14 protein-coding genes are annotated in these 15046 nt (G+C 61.6%); 9 read left to right on the top strand and 5 right to left on the bottom strand.

Annotated features, from left to right (window positions below; all coding sequences use genetic code 11):
- Positions 1-23: 23 nt before the first annotated feature.
- From HBH25_RS13020 to pdxJ, 5 genes are all read left to right on the top strand, one after another.
- Positions 24-401 carry a DUF4845 domain-containing protein gene (locus tag HBH25_RS13020; RefSeq protein WP_168084345.1) on the top strand — a complete coding sequence of 126 codons (378 nt, stop codon included), beginning with the start codon at positions 24-26 and terminating at the stop codon, positions 399-401.
- Positions 398-1090, top strand: coding sequence for a ribonuclease III (gene rnc / locus HBH25_RS13015; RefSeq protein ID WP_168084344.1), 693 nt, complete (start codon positions 398-400; stop codon positions 1088-1090). The genes HBH25_RS13020 and rnc overlap by 4 nt, the downstream gene beginning before the upstream one ends.
- Complete coding sequence (gene era / locus HBH25_RS13010) at positions 1083-1985, top strand: GTPase Era (RefSeq protein WP_168084343.1); 903 nt, start codon at positions 1083-1085, stop codon at positions 1983-1985. The genes rnc and era overlap by 8 nt, the downstream gene beginning before the upstream one ends.
- Positions 1986-2000: 15 nt before the next feature.
- Entirely contained in the window at positions 2001-2684 is a 684-nt protein-coding gene (gene recO, locus HBH25_RS13005) for a DNA repair protein RecO (protein WP_168084342.1), read from the top strand.
- Positions 2685-3337: 653 nt separating this feature from the next.
- Positions 3338-4090, top strand: a complete 753-nt coding sequence (pdxJ, locus tag HBH25_RS13000; RefSeq protein WP_168084341.1) for a pyridoxine 5'-phosphate synthase — start codon at positions 3338-3340, stop codon at positions 4088-4090.
- Positions 4091-4096: 6 nt separating this feature from the next.
- Here pdxJ and nadE read toward each other — a convergent pair whose 3' ends face one another.
- The 5 genes from nadE to lon all read right to left on the bottom strand — a co-directional run bounded on the left by nadE (position 4097) and on the right by lon (position 9795).
- A complete protein-coding gene (gene nadE, locus HBH25_RS12995; protein WP_168084340.1) occupies positions 4097-4936 on the bottom strand; it encodes an ammonia-dependent NAD(+) synthetase in 840 nt (279 codons plus the stop codon).
- Positions 4937-5031: 95 nt separating this feature from the next.
- On the bottom strand, positions 5032-5994 hold the full coding sequence (gene cmoB, locus HBH25_RS12990) for a tRNA 5-methoxyuridine(34)/uridine 5-oxyacetic acid(34) synthase CmoB (protein WP_168084339.1): 963 nt from the start codon (positions 5992-5994) through the stop codon (positions 5032-5034).
- Positions 5991-6734 (bottom strand): carboxy-S-adenosyl-L-methionine synthase CmoA, encoded by a 744-nt coding sequence (cmoA, locus tag HBH25_RS12985; RefSeq protein WP_168084338.1) that lies wholly within the window; start codon positions 6732-6734, stop codon positions 5991-5993. Before cmoA ends, cmoB begins: the two co-directional genes overlap by 4 nt.
- 153 nt (positions 6735-6887) lie before the next feature.
- Complete coding sequence (locus HBH25_RS12980; RefSeq protein WP_168084337.1) at positions 6888-7292, bottom strand: protease inhibitor I42 family protein; 405 nt, start codon at positions 7290-7292, stop codon at positions 6888-6890.
- A 64-nt stretch (positions 7293-7356) separates the two neighbouring features.
- The gene (lon, locus tag HBH25_RS12975) at positions 7357-9795 is read right to left on the bottom strand and encodes an endopeptidase La (RefSeq protein WP_168084336.1); all 2439 of its coding nucleotides are present in this window, start codon (positions 9793-9795) and stop codon (positions 7357-7359) included.
- Between the two features lie 221 nt (positions 9796-10016).
- Here lon and HBH25_RS12970 point away from each other — a divergent pair, with 221 nt between their 5' ends.
- From HBH25_RS12970 to HBH25_RS12955, 4 genes are read left to right on the top strand one after another with little or no spacing between them, the layout of a single operon-like run.
- Positions 10017-10697, top strand: a complete 681-nt coding sequence (locus HBH25_RS12970) for a methylamine utilization protein (RefSeq protein WP_420708481.1) — start codon at positions 10017-10019, stop codon at positions 10695-10697.
- Positions 10681-13038: a putative bifunctional diguanylate cyclase/phosphodiesterase gene (locus tag HBH25_RS12965; protein WP_168084335.1), complete on the top strand. Its 2358-nt coding sequence runs from the start codon at positions 10681-10683 to the stop codon at positions 13036-13038. Before HBH25_RS12970 ends, HBH25_RS12965 begins: the two co-directional genes overlap by 17 nt.
- 44 nt (positions 13039-13082) lie before the next feature.
- The gene (locus tag HBH25_RS12960; RefSeq protein WP_229631913.1) at positions 13083-13907 is read left to right on the top strand and encodes a DUF3034 family protein; all 825 of its coding nucleotides are present in this window, start codon (positions 13083-13085) and stop codon (positions 13905-13907) included.
- The gene (locus tag HBH25_RS12955; protein ID WP_168084333.1) at positions 13907-14332 is read left to right on the top strand and encodes a group I truncated hemoglobin; all 426 of its coding nucleotides are present in this window, start codon (positions 13907-13909) and stop codon (positions 14330-14332) included. Before HBH25_RS12960 ends, HBH25_RS12955 begins: the two co-directional genes overlap by 1 nt.
- The last annotated feature ends 714 nt before the right edge of the window (positions 14333-15046 follow it).

Raw genomic sequence — 15046 nt, 5'->3', positions numbered from 1 at the left:
GTAACGCTGAGCAGGGGGCTTGCATGAACCCAGTACGATCCCAGCGTGGTGCGTCCCTGATCGGAAGCCTGGTGCTGTTGGTAGCCGTTATCTTCATCGCCATTGCCGGGGCACGGCTAGGCCCTCACTACCTCGATTTCTGGTCTATCAAGAAGGCCATGGACAAAGCGGCAACTGACCCAGCGGCCAAAGCCGACGGGGCGGGTGGCTATTTCGACTACGTTAGCCGCAGCCTGCAGGTCAATAACATCCGGGATCTGGATTTGAAAAAAGCGTTGAGCATTACCGAACAACAAGGCGGCCTCGTGGCACACCTGGCCTATGAGAAGCGCGAACACCTGGCGGGCAATATCGACCTGGTCGTCAGTTTCGATCACCAGACCAGCGTGCATAACCCGTGAACCAGAACACCTTGAACCGCCTGGAGCGTCAGCTCGGCTACAGTTTCAAAGACAAGGACCTGATGCTGCTGGCCTTGACACACCGCAGCTTTGCCGGTCGCAACAACGAACGGCTCGAATTCCTTGGCGATGCCATTCTCAATTTCGTGGCAGGCGAAGCACTCTACGACCGCTTCCCGCAGGCCCGCGAAGGGCAGCTGTCACGGCTGCGCGCGCGCCTTGTAAAAGGTGAAACCCTGGCGCTGCTGGCCCGGGGCTTTGACTTGGGCGAGTACCTCCGGCTGGGTTCGGGAGAGCTCAAGAGCGGGGGGTTCCGGCGCGAATCCATTCTGGCAGATGCGCTGGAAGCGCTTATTGGCGCCATCTACCTGGATGCCGACATGGACACGGCGCGCGAGCGGGTATTGGCCTGGCTAGCCGGTGAGTTCGAAAGCCTTACGCTGGTGGACACCAACAAGGACCCCAAAACTCGGTTGCAGGAATTCCTGCAGTCCCGTGCCTGTGATTTGCCGCGTTACGAGGTGGTGGATATCCAGGGTGAACCGCATTGCCGCACCTTTTTCGTGGAATGCGAAGTGGCTTTGCTCAATGAAAAAAGTCGGGGCCAGGGCGTTAGCCGGCGCATTGCCGAACAGGTGGCTGCAGCCGCAGCCCTGATCGCCCTGGGTGTGGAGAATGGCAATGACTGATACCCCTGCAACCCGTTGCGGCTATGTCGCCATCGTTGGCCGCCCTAACGTGGGCAAGTCGACGCTGATCAATCATATCCTTGGGCAGAAGCTGGCCATTACCTCCCGCAAGCCCCAGACCACGCGGCACACCATGCTGGGTATCAAGACCGAGGGCAACGTGCAGGCTGTCTACGTGGATACCCCCGGTATGCACAAGGACAATGACAAGGCCCTGAACCGCTACATGAACAAGACGGCCTCTGCAGCCCTCAAGGACGTGGACGTGGTGATCTTCGTGGTGGACCGCACCCGCTGGACCGACGAGGACCAGATGGTGCTTGAGCGTGTTCAATACGTGGAAGGCCCGGTGATTCTGGCCATCAACAAAACCGACCGCCTGGAAGACAAAGCCGCGCTCATCCCGCACCTTGAGTGGCTGCAGCAACAGTTGCCAAAGGCCGAAGTGATGCCCATTTCCGCGCAGCAGGGCCACAACCTGGATACCTTGGAAGCCCTGATTGGCAATTACTTGCCAGAAAATGAGCATTTCTTCCCGGAAGACCAGATCACCGACCGCAGCAGCCGTTTTCTGGCGGCCGAGCTGGTGCGCGAAAAAATCATGCGCCAGCTGGGTGCCGAGCTGCCTTACCAGATCACTGTCGAAATCGAGGAGTTCAAGCAGCAGGGCGCTACCTTGCACATCCATGCCTTGATCCTGGTGGAGCGTGACGGGCAGAAGAAGATCATCATTGGTGACAAAGGTGAGCGTATCAAGCGCATCGGCATGGAAGCGCGCAAGGACATGGAGCAGATGTTCGACAACAAGGTGATGCTGAACCTGTGGGTGAAGGTGAAGAACGGCTGGTCTGATGACGAGCGCGCCCTACGCTCGCTTGGCTACGGTGACGTATAACCGGCGGGTGCGTGCATGAGTAGCACAGAGGCTCAGCCAGCCTTTGTGCTGCATACCCGGCCCTACCGTGAAACCAGCGCGCTAGTGGACTTCTTCACGCCAGGCGGTCGCGTGCGCGGGGTACTGCGCAGCGCCCGTGGCAAGACCGGCAGCCTGGCACGGCCCTTCGTGCCGTTAATGGTCGAATTTCGGGGCAAAAGCGAGCTGCGCAGCGTAGGTCGGTTCGAAAGCGCAGGCAATAGCCCCTGGCTGGTGGGCGAAGCGCTATTCAGCGGCCTCTATCTGAACGAGCTTCTGGTTCGCCTGCTGCCTTTCGAGACGGCAAACCCTGCGCTGTATGAGCAGTATGCCCTTACCCTCGAAGCCCTCGCCCAGGGCCATCCCTTGGAGCCCTTGTTGCGAGCGTTCGAATGGCGGTTGTTAGTAGAGCTGGGTTACGCCTTTGCACTGGACCAGGACAATAGCGGCCACCCCGTTGAAGCGCAGGGGCTTTATCGGCTCAGCACGGAGGAGGGCCTGGAGCGCGTAGCCAGCTTCGCGCCAGGGCTGTTCAAAGGGGCAGACCTGCTGGCCATGGCTGATGCGGACTGGGCCGCCGAGGGTGCACTGTTGGCAGCCAAGCGCCTGATGCGCCAAGCCTTGGCGGCGCACCTGGGCGGCAAACCTCTGATGAGTCGCGAACTGTTTCGCAAAGTGTGACGAGCACGGCGACGCATTGGCCCTGCTATGCGCTGCCAGTTGGACCGGCCGTAGCCGAAGGCGGAGGCCGGGAGCGTCTGGCACAACGCGTTGGGCTAGGTTCGCAGGCTTCGCCAGCTCCTACAATAGCCCTGCTGTGCGTTCCTTGTGGGACCGGTCGTAGCCGAAGGCGGAGGCCGGGAACGTATGGCACAACGCGTTGGCCAGGTTCGCAGGCTTCGCCAGCTCCTACAATGGCCCTGCTGTGTAGCCGAAGGCGAAGGCCGGGAACGTATGGCACAACGCGTTGGGCCAGGTTCGCAGGCTTCGCCAGCTCCTACAATGGCCCTGCTGTGCGTTCCTTGTGGGACCGGTCGTAGCCGAAGGCGGAGGCCGGGAACGTATGGCACAACGTGTTGGCCAGGTTCGCAGGCTTCGCCAGCTCCTACAATGGCCCTGCTGTGTAGCCGAAGGCGGAGGCCGGGAACGTATGGCACAACGCGTTGGGCTAGGTTCGCGGGCTTCGCCAGCTCCTACAATGGCCCTGCTGTGCGTTCCTTGTGGGACCGGTCGTAGCCGAAGGCGGAGGCCGGGAAGTGCGACTACATCACCATGGGTGCGTACCAGGCCTATCCCACGTATCCTGCAGTCACCTAGAGCCAGGGAGTTTTTCCGTGACCACCCGCACCCGTATTTTGTTGGGCGTCAATATCGACCACGTCGCCACCTTGCGTCAGGCCCGCGGTACGCGCTACCCGGACCCGGTGAAGGCCGCCTTGGATGCTGAGCAGGCTGGCGCCGACGGTATCACCGTTCACCTGCGTGAAGACCGCCGGCATATTCAGGAGCGGGATGTGCTGTTGCTCAAGCAAGTGATGCAAACCCGCATGAACTTCGAAATGGGCGTCACAGACACGATGCTTGAGTTCGCCGAGCGCCTACGCGCAGAACATGTGTGCCTGGTGCCTGAAACACGGCAGGAGCTGACCACGGAAGGCGGCCTGGATGTTGCGGGCCAGGAAGCGCGTATCCGTGATGCCGTGGAGCGGCTGAGCGCTGTAGGCAGCGAGGTTTCACTGTTCATTGACGCTGACCCGGCACAGATCCAGGCATCGGCCCGGACTGGGGCTCCGGCCATTGAGTTGCACACCGGGCGATACGCAGATACGCATACCGCCGAAGAGGCGGCGCTTGAGTTACAGCGCATTACCGAAGGCGTAGCGCTGGGTCTAAGCCTGGGGCTAATCGTTAACGCGGGCCATGGCTTGCATTACCACAATGTGGAGCCTGTAGCCGCCATCCCAGGCATTAACGAACTGAACATTGGCCACGCCTTAGTGGCCCATGCTCTGTTCGTTGGCTTCCCGGCCGCCGTAGCTGAGATGAAAGCACTGATCGTGGCCGCTGCAGATCGAGCCCACCGCTAGATAAGGCTACTCCGGCGCATACGGCTGGCGGCGTTTGTGCGCCGTCTTGTCGTAGGTACGCACGATGGTGTCATAGGCCTCCTGGCGCACGGGCTGCCCGTGTAGGAAGGCGTCGATCTCCTGGTAGGTCACCCCATGGGCGTCTTCGTCTGGCTTGCCTGGGGTTAGTTCTTCAAGGTCGGCTGTTGGCGTTTTCGCGAACAGCTTCTCGGGTGCACCCAGATACTGAGCAATGGCGCGCACCTGGCCTTTCACCAGCCCTTCCAAGGGCGTAAGGTCGCAGGCCCCATCACCGAACTTGGTGAAGAACCCCATCACGGCTTCAGCGGCATGGTCCGTACCAATCACCAGCCCATCGTTGGCGTTGGCAATGGCATATTGCGCCACCATACGTATACGCGCCTTGGTATTGCCCCGCACGAAATCACGGCGTGCGTCGGTCAAAGGCTTGGCCACGGTGAGTGCGTCCAACTGAGCATCCAGCCCCTGTACACCACCTGCGATGTTCACCGTCACCTCCTCGTCTGCGTTTACAAACTTCATGGCGGCGGCGGCATCTTCTTCGTCATGCTGCTGGGCATAGGGCAGGCGCACGGCAATAAAGCGATAAGCACTGTCACCCGTTTCTTCGCGAAGCGCTTCGACCGCCAACTGCGCCAAGCGGCCCGCTGTGCTTGAGTCCACACCGCCACTGATGCCCAGTACCAGCACTTTCAAGCCAGCGTTGCGCAGGGTTTGCTTGATGAAGGCTTTGCGGCGGTCGACTTCGGCCACCAGCGCTGCCTCATTGGCAAAGGGGGGAACGACGTTCAGCGCTGCGGCGATTTCGGCCTGGCGATTGCTCATAAGGGTGACCTCCGGTAAGTACCATTAAGGCTGGCAAAGGGCTTTAGACAGGCGTAAAGCTTAACTTGATCCGTTGAGGTTCGCTCGGTAACAGGTCACGCTGGCTTGCGCGCCGTAATCACTGCACGCATCGGCGCGGGCAGCCCTTCCACGGTTTTAGTGTGATCCTCTGGGGCCAGGAAGTGCTCCAATGACTGATAGCGCATCCACGGGGTACTGCGCTGTTCGTCAGTTGTGGTGTAGCTGACGTCCACGCATTTCACATCGATGAAACCGGCGCGCCGTACCCACAATTCCAGCGCGGCTACCGAGGGCAGGAACCAGACGTTGCGCATTTGCGCGTAGCGGTCCTCCGGCACCAGCACCTGACGCTCATCACCGGTTACCACGAGCGTTTCCAGCACCAGTTCGCCCCCTTTGACCAGGCAATCCTTCAAGGCAAACAGATGGTCGATGGGGGAGCGACGGTGATAAAGCACGCCCATTGAGAACACAGTGTCGAATCCCTGAAGGTTTGGCGGCAGGTCTTCAAGGGCCAGTGGCAGGTGCCAGGCGGGCAAGGCTGGAAGGTAGTGGCTTAACGCCTGGAACTGGCAGAAAAACAGCCAGTTGGGGTCGATGCCGATCACACTCTCAGCCCCAGCCCCCAACATGCGCCACTGGTAGTAACCGTTGCCGCAACCTACGTCCAGCACGCGTTTGCCACGCAGGTTCAGATGGGGCGCCACGCGGGCCCATTTCCAGTCCGAACGCCATTCGGTGTCTACGTGCACACCAAACACATTGAAAGGGCCTTTGCGCCAGGGCGATAGCCCCATCAGGGCGTCGTGCAGCTGGTGTCGGGTGCTGTCGTCGCAGTCACCCTCCAGAGCCAGGCCGTGGACCAGGTCCACCTCACTCGCCGTTAACACCGGCAGGGCATTGAGTGCAGCCTGCCAGCGTTGAAGGTCGCCGTGGCCTTTTTCCAGCCGGTTGTTCAGGTCGGCTTGCAGGCCATTGGCCCAATCGGCGAGGGGAGAGCCGGCCAGGCGGCGGACGAGAGGAGCGAGGTCAATCATGGCAGGGCAATCATCGAGGCGAAGTTGAGGCATTGAAACCAGGGGATGACTTTGCTGAAGCCAGCAGCCAGCAAACGGTCACGGTGCGTTTCGAAGGTATCGGGCTTCATCACATGTTCGATGGCGCTGCGCTTCTGGGCAATCTCCAGCTCGCTGTAGCCATTGGCGCGCTTGAAATCTACGTGCAGCTCAGTGAGCAGGTGATGAGCGTGGGGGTCTTCAAAGCGCAGTTTTTCGGACAGCAGCAACGCGCCGCCCGGTACCAGTGCCTGGTGAAGGCGGGCCAGCAGTGCCAGGCGGTGTTGCGGCGCGATGAACTGCAGCGTGAAGTTCAGCGCCACGACTGAGGCTGGTTTGAACGCAACCTCCAGAATGTCGGCTTCCATGACCTGCACGGGCAGCAGTTCCTGGTACATGCCGTCTTGCGCCTTGAGGTACTCCTGGCAGCGCTGAACCATGGCGGGCGAATTATCCAGGGCTATGACCTGGCAACCGTCCTGGCGAACATGTCGGCGCAGCGCCTGGGTAACCGCGCCCAATGAAGCGCCCAGGTCATACAGGTGCGTATGGGGTTGGGCAAAGCGTGCCGCCAGCACGCCTAGGTTTTCCACGATAGCCGGGTAGCCCGGCACTGACCGCTTGATCATGTCGGGAAACACCCGCACCACGTCATCGTTGAAGACGAAGTCGGGCACCTGGGCCAGAGGTTGGGCGAAAAGACGATCAGGGCGTTCGGTCACGGGAGGTCTGCGGGTAGGGCGGGGGCGGAGAATTTTAGAGCTGCAAGCTACAAGCTACAAGCTACAAGTAAAGGCGGATCGCGTAATGGCGGCCTGTGATGCCTTTGCTTGAAGCTTGAAGCTTGAAGCTTGAAGCTTGAAGCTTGGCGCGGCTTACTGCACCTCAATATCACACGCAAAGGTCTGCACGGGCTTCACTTCAGGTGCCCAGGGTTGCTGCAGCACCATCAGCAGCTTGCCCGTGGCGGGGCCTTGAGCGCGATAGCGCCATACTGACTGGCCCGCCACGCCTACGATTCCAGCGTCTTCGGCATTGGTGTACACCTCAGGCCCGAGGCTGCGCAGCGCAGCGGGTGCTGGGTTCTGCACCAGCCAGCGGTAGCCGGTGGTGGGGTTGCTAGGGAGCGTGACAATAAGCAGTTGGCCCTTGGCCAATACCACAGGGCATTGCTGTTGCCGGCTCAAGTCGAACGCCACCGAGGCATCGGGCGTGTGACGTCCCACGCAAGCGGCAAGCAGGGCCAGGCTGGCAAGGAAAAGGCTACGCAAAACAGGCATCGACAGGCATCCAGGCGGGGGCGACGCCTGCGAGCATAGCGCAGGCAAGCGACGCCCGGAACCGTTAACCTTGGAACAGCACCTTGGCCACATCGGTAAAGCGTTTCGCAAAGTGTACGGTAATCCCTTCCTTCAGGTAGTCCGGCAGTTCCTGGAAGTTACCCCGGTTGGCCTCTGGAAGAATCAGCTCGTTGAGCTTTTGGCGGCGCGCTGCGATCACTTTCTCGCGTACCCCGCCAATGGGCAGTACATGCCCCGTCAGGGTCAGCTCGCCCGTCATGGCAACGCCTTTCTTGGGTGGCTGGTTGCGGGCCAGAGACAACAAGGCACTGGCCATGGTCACGCCTGCGCTAGGGCCGTCCTTGGGGGTAGCCCCTTCAGGAACATGTAGGTGTACGAAAGCTTCGTTGAAGTAGGTAGCCTCGCCACCGAACTGCTTGAGGTTGGCCGTGATATAGCTGTAGGCGATTTCCGCGGACTCTTTCATCACCTCACCCAGTTGCCCCGTGAGCTTGAACCCCCGGGTAAGGCTATGGATGCGTGTGGCTTCGATAGGCAGGGTGGCACCCCCCATGCTGGTCCAGGCCAGCCCGGTGATCACGCCAACGCCCGACAGCACCTGTTCGCTACGGAACACAGGCATGCCCAAGTAGGCTTCAAGCTCCTTGGGGCCCACCTTGATCACCGCATCCGGGTTGTCCAGCAGTTTGACCACGGATTTGCGCACCACCTTGCCCAGTTGTTTTTCCAGCTGGCGTACACCGGCTTCGCGGGCATAGCCTTCGATCACCAGGCGCAAGGCGCTGTCACTGATAGTGAGGTTGTTTTTCGACACCCCAGCTTTTTCCAGCTGCTTGGGCCACAGATGCTTCTTGGCGATGGCGAGCTTTTCCTCGGTGATATAGCCAGACAGGCGGATCACCTCCATGCGGTCCAGCAAGGGGCCGGGAATGGAATCCAGCGTGTTGGCGGTACACACGAACAGCACCTTGGACAAGTCCAGCCGCAGGTCGAGGTAGTGGTCAAGGAAGTCCACGTTCTGCTCAGGGTCCAGGGTTTCGAGCAAGGCAGATGCCGGGTCGCCCTGGTAGCTCTGGCCCATCTTGTCGATTTCATCGAGCATGATGACCGGGTTCATCACCTCCACATCCTTAAGCGCTTGCACCAGCTTGCCGGGCTGGGCGCCGATGTAGGTACGGCGGTGCCCCTTGATCTCGGCCTCGTCGCGCATGCCGCCCACGCTGAAACGGTAGAACGGCCGGCCCAGGGATTCGGCGATGGATTTGCCGATACTGGTCTTACCCACGCCTGGTGGGCCCACCAACAGTACGATAGAGCCGCTGATCTCGCCCTTGTAGGCGCCTACGGCCAGGAACTCCAGAATGCGGTTCTTGATATCACCCAGGCCTGCATGGTGGGCGTCCAATACCTTGCGAGCGTGCTTGAGCTCCAACTTGTCCTTGCCATACACACCCCAGGGCAGGGCAGTGGCCCAGTCCAGGTAATTGCGCGTTACGGCGTATTCAGGTGAGCCGGTCTCCAGAATGGCCAGCTTGCCCATTTCCTCATCGATGCGCTTGCGGGCCGGTACCGGCAATGTCTTGCCTTCCAGCCGCTGCTCGAACTGTTCGATGTCAGCACTGCGGTCGTCTTTGGTCAGGCCCAGCTCCTGCTGGATGACTTTAAGCTGTTCCTTGAGGAAGAACTGGCGCTGGTGCTCGCCGATCTGCTTGTTCACCTCGGCAGAGATTTCTTTCTGCAAACGGGCGACTTCTACCTCTTTGCGTAGCATTGGCAGCACCCGTTCCATCCGGCGCAGCATGGGCACGCAATCCAGCACCTGCTGCAACTCGGCACCGGTAGCGGACGTAAGCGCTGCGGCGAAGTCAGTCAGGGGCGAGGGGTCGTTAGGGCTGAAGCGGTTGAGGTAGTTTTTCAGCTCTTCGCTGTACAGCGGGTTAAGCGGCAGCAACTCCTTGATGGCATTGATCAGGGCCATACCGTAGGCCTTGATCTCATCGGTAGGCTCCACCGGCTGCAGCGGGTATTCCACCTCCACCAGGTAGGGGGGGCGGTGGTGCTTGAGCCACGTGCGGATGCGTACCCGGGACAGGCCTTGGGCCACGAATTGCAGTTTGCCGTCTTCGCGGCTGGCGTGATGGATCTTCACCAGGGTGCCGTACAGAGGCAGCGTGTCCGTGTCCAGGTGGCGCGGGTCCTCGGCAGGGGTTTCCATGTAGAACAGTGCCAGGGAGTGGTGCGGCGTTTTAGCGACCAGGTCCAGGGTTTCTGCCCAAGGCTCCTCGTTGACAATGACCGGCAGCACCTGTGCAGGGAAGAAGGGCCGGTTGTGAATCGGGATCACATACACTTTGTCCGGCAGGTTCTGGCCCGGCAATACCAGCTCGGTGCTGGAAGTGGTGGAATGCTCTACCTGCTCCGATTCAGCGGACGCTTCGTCTGAAACATTGGAGTGGTCCACAACGGAATCCTGGTCGCTCATGGGGCACCTGCGAAAATGGCTATGAACGCTTAGATGGGGCACAGCGTCGCGGGTTTCAATGGGAGGGCTGAAGGATTGGGCATTACGGCCGATAACCAAGTACAGCGCCCCTGTGCCACATCGAGCCTCGCTACCCCGTTGGCTGCACTATGCTGCAGTGTTACCCCGGCCGGTGTAGAGCCCTTGAGTGGGGCCTCCCAGATTTGACGTGAGTGTGTGCGATGCGTGTTTTCTTCTGCCGTATTGCGGTGTGGTTACTGGCCAGCTCGGTGGCAACCTCAGTGTGTGCCGGGATGTTGCAAGTCGGCCTTATCGACCCACAGGGCGCGCCATTGGCGGACGCGGTAGTCACGCTGGCCGGCCCCCCTGGCGCTGCGCCTGGGCCGTTGAAGGCCGACATGGACCAGCGGGACAAGGTGTTCTACCCCCACGTGCTGGCTATACACACCGGCACGGCGGTGACCTTTCCCAACAGCGACGACATTCGCCACCAGGTGTACTCCTTCTCTCCCAGCAAGCGCTTCGAATTGCGCCTGTACGAAGGCATTCCAGCTGCCCCCGTGCTGTTCGACCAGCCCGGCGTTGTGGTGCTCGGTTGCAATATCCATGACTGGATGCTGGGCTATATTTACGTGACTCAGGACCCTTGGTACGGCGTGACGGACAGCAAAGGCCAGGTAACCTTTGCCAATCTACCTACTGGCAGCTACAGCCTGACCCTGTGGCACCCCCAGCGTGCAGACCTGCAGCCCCAGGCCGGCGGTAATCTGGTGATCACACAAGCCGCCGTGAGCAAAGTGTTCACCCTGGCCGTGCAGCCACTGGCCAGCGACGCACCTGTACCGCCCACCAGCCCATTCGGCGATGCGTTCGGCAAGGCACTGCGTGAAAACAAAGAATAGCGTTCAATGGCGTATCAGCACGGTACTGGTGCTGTTGCTACTGGTGGTGATTGTGGCCTTGACCGTCGCGGTCAAGCTGGCGACCAGTGACGCCGTGCAGGCACAGGCTCACCAACAGCTGGAGGTGGGCGGGCGCGTCTTCGAACGCCTGCTGGACATGCGAGGCCGGCGCCTGCGTGATGGCGTGCAGCTGCTGGCCGCCGACTTTGGCCTGCGAGACGCTATCACCAGCGCCGACGCTGCCACCATCCGCTCGGCCTTGCTCAACCATGGTGGCCGTATCGGCGCCAGTGACGCCGTGCTGCTGGGCATGGATGGCAAGGTTATGGCCAGTACCCACGCCACCTTCGCTGAAGGAGCGCTGTTCCCTTACGACCAAGCCCTGCGTGAGGCACGCAAACGCAACCAGAACATGCTGATCGTGGCGTGGGGCGGCATGCCGGTGTTGCTGGTGGACGCTGTAGTACTGGCGCCACTCCCCATCGCCCGCGTGGTGATGGGGTTCACCATGGACGACGCCTTTGCCCAAGAACTGCACGCGTTAAGTAACCTGCAAGTGTCTTTCCTGGCGGTGAACGGCGATCAGCCTAGTGCCTTGATCACGACCCAACCCCAAGGCCTGCGTGCCGAGCTACTTCAATGGCTGCTCAACGAGCACCCGCCTGCACTGGTTACACTGGGTGAACATGACGGGCAACGCTTTCTTGAACAGCGCCTGGAGCTGGCAGGGGCGCCTGGCACAGATGAGCGCGTGATCGCCTTGCTGCAAAGCCCACTGGACGATGCCATGCACGCCTTTGCGCCGCTGGACCATGACATCCTGATTATCGCGCTGGCCGCACTGGTGGCCTCTTTGATTGGCGCGCTGTTGCTTGCGCGCACGATTTCAAGCCCCGTGCGTGTTTTGGCCGATGCCGCAGAGCGTATCGGCCAAGGCGACTATCACGTACGGGTACAACTGCGCCGTAGTGATGAATTCGGCACCCTGGCCAGTGCCATCAACATGATGCAGGCCGGTATTGCCGAGCGTGAGCATCGCCTGGCCCATAATGCGCTCCATGACCACCTGACGGGCCTACCCAACCGAGCACTGGCCATGGAGCGCCTGGGCAGCGCCATCGCGGCAGAGCGGCCAGCGGCAGTGCTGAGCCTGACCCTGGACAACCTGGCAGCGCTGACCACCAACGGCGGAACAGGCTTTGCCGAGAACCTGTTGCGCAGCGTAGGGCCGACCCTTGAACCGGTGCTTCGGCCCGGCGATACCCTGGCGCACCTCATCGGGGGTGAGTACCTGTTGGTACTTGAAGCCGTAGACGCCCAACGCGCCGTGGCCGTGGCAGACCGGTTGCAGCAAGCGCTGCTCAAGGCGCGGCGGTTGGACGGCCACGACTTCAGCCTGGATGCCAGTATCGGCATTGCGGTCTTCCCCGATGACGGCAGCAGTGCAGACGTGCTGGCCTCGCGTGCGGCCATTGCCCGCACCGATGCCCAGGCGCTGCCGGGCCGGTTGCAGTTGTACCAGCATGGCAGGGACCTGGTGCACCTGCGCGAGGTCAGCCTGATCCGCGACCTGCGCAACGCTGCCGAGAACGGTGAGCTGCTGTTGCACTACCAGCCCAAGCTGGACCTGCGCCTTGGCCAGGTGCGCCAGGCCGAAGCCCTGCTGCGTTGGAATCACCCGCAGTTCGGGCAGGTTTCACCCGGAGAGTTCATCGCCTTGGCTGAGCGTACCGGCAGCATCCAGGCGCTGACACGCTGGGTGATCGCCGAAAGCATTCGCCAACTGGCTGAATGGAACAGCCGGGGCCTGCAGGTGGAACTGTCTGTCAACGTCTCTGCTGAGGACTTGCTGGGCACGGACCTGGCCGATCGGGTGCCGCGCCTACTGAGCAGCCATGGCGTCCCTGCCCAGCAACTGACGTTCGAAATCACCGAGAGCGCCATCATGCGCGAACCGGAGGCCGCCCTTCACGTGCTGCACCAGTTGCGAAACTGCGGCATCAGCCTGTCGGTGGATGATTTCGGTACCGGTTATTCTTCCCTGGCCCACCTCAAGCGCTTGCCCGTGCAAGAACTCAAGATCGACCAGTCCTTCGTGCGGGACTTGGACGAAACCAGCGAAGACGCCGTGATCGTGCGTTCCACCATTGAAATGAGCCATAACCTGGGGCTCAAGGTAGTGGCTGAAGGCGTGGAGTATGAGCGCAGCCTGCGCCTGCTTGAACGCTGGAATTGCGACACGGCCCAGGGCTACCTCATCAGCCGCCCCTTGACGGCTGAACACTTTGAAGCCTGGGTACGCAAAACAGTGTACTTACCGGCTAAGACGGTGGTGGGATGAAGCGGTTTGCCAACGCGCTGCTAGGCATAGCCTTAACGCTAAGCATGCCGGCCTTTGCCGATGAGCCTGGCCGCCAGGGGCGCCTGCTGGCCACCGGTGGCGCAAGCAGCATTGACGGTGCGGCGGGCGGTGGCCTTACGCCCTGGGCCATGATTGCGGGCTACGGGGACGAGGGCCAGGTCGGCGCCACCGTGTTCGCTACCCGTGTGCAACTGCCGGACTACCGGCTGGACGTGGCGGGCGCGGCAGTGGGCTATGGGAACCGGATCGAGCTGTCCGTGGCACGCAATCGCTTCGACTTGGGTAGCCTGGTACACACGCTGAACCTGCCGGAGAACACCTTGAGCCAGGACGTGCTTGGGGCCAAGGTGCGGCTGTTCGGCGACCTGATCTATGACCGCCTGCCTCAGGTATCCCTGGGGCTGGAATACAAGCACCAGAGGGACTTTCTTATCCCCAGCCTAGTCGGCGCGCGCCGCGATGAAGACGTAGAGGGGTACCTGGCGGCCAGCCGGTTGTTCATGGGCGGCGCCTTTGGCTACAACCTATTGGTGAACGCTGGCCTGCGTTACAGCCGTGCTAACGAGCTGGGCCTGCTGGGCTTTGGCGGCGACCGTCGGGCCAGCCGTAGCCTGCTCAAGGAGGGGGCCGTGGCTGTGTTGCTCAACCCGCGCTGGGCGGTAGGGCTGGAGTACCGGGAGAAGCCGGATAACCTGTCATTTGCGGGTGAAAGCGACTGGGCTGATCTCTTTGTGGGCTGGTTCCCGACCAAGCATGTATCCGTGGTACTGGCCTATGCCCGGCTGGGCGAAATCGCCACCCTGGATAACCAGAACGGTACCTACCTGTCTATTCAGGGGGGCTTCTGATGCGGCGTGCGGTGCTGGTTGCGGGGTTGGTGGCATTGCTGTCGGCGTGTACCCAGGCGCCTGTTGCGGATGACAGCTTGTACCAGGCCTTGGGTGGCAAACCTGGTATTACACGTATCGTGGAAGGCATGTTGCTTAACGTTGCCCGAGACCCGCGTATTGTGCAGCACTTTCGCAACGTGGACCCAGAGCGGTTGAGAAGCAAGCTGGTTGAAAAGTTCTGCGTTGAAGCGGGCGGCCCGTGTACCTATACCGGTGACACCATGGCTGAAGCCCACAAGGGCCAGCAGATCAGCCCTGCGGAGTTCAATGCGTTGGTGGAAAACCTGATGGCCTCGATGGACAGCCAGGGCGTGCCTACGCCCGTGCAGAACCGGCTGCTGGCCCGGTTGGCGGCCGAGCGGGGTGAGGTGATTCGCAGGTGATACAGGCCCTGTTCTGCAAACCCTGCGGGAGCCCACGTACCAGGCGAACTGGCCGTGCACGCAGCGCCCGCAGGTTCCCGGCCTGCGCCTACGGCTCCGGCCAGTCCCACAGTGTGCAACCCACCTATAGAAACCTCGCCTGTGGTAGCCCGGCAGGTTCCCGGTCTGCGCCTACGGCTCCGGCCAGTCCCACAGTGTGCAACCCACCTATAGAAACCTCGCCTGTGGTAGCCCGGCAGGTTCCCGGCCTGCGCCTACGGCTCCGGCCAGTCCCACAGCGGGCAACGCACCTACAGAAACCTTGCCTGTGGGAGCCTGCATAGCGGGCGAACTGGCCGTGCACGCAGCGCCCGGCAGATTCCTGGCCTGCGCCTTCGGCTCCGACCCGTCCCACAGCGTGCAACCCACCTACAGAAACCTCGCCTGTGGGAGCCTGCGTAGCGGGCGAACTGGCCGTGCACGTAACGCCCGGCAGATTCCTGGCCTGCGCCTTCGGCTCCGCCCCGTCCCACAGTGTGGAACCCACCTACAGAAACCTCGCCTGTGGGAGCCTGCGGAGCGGGCGAACTGGCCGGGCACGCAGCGCCCGCAGGTTCCCGGCCTGCGCCTACGGCTCCGGCCAGTCCCACAGTGTGCAACCCACCTATAGAAACCTCGCCTGTGGTAGCCCGGCAGGTTCCCGGTCTGCGCCTACGGCTCCGGCCAGTCCCACAG

It is taken from the genome of Pseudomonas quercus (assembly GCF_012033695.1).
Classification (GTDB): domain Bacteria; phylum Pseudomonadota; class Gammaproteobacteria; order Pseudomonadales; family Pseudomonadaceae; genus Aquipseudomonas; species Aquipseudomonas quercus.
This window is presented reverse-complemented; position numbering and strand designations above follow the sequence as displayed.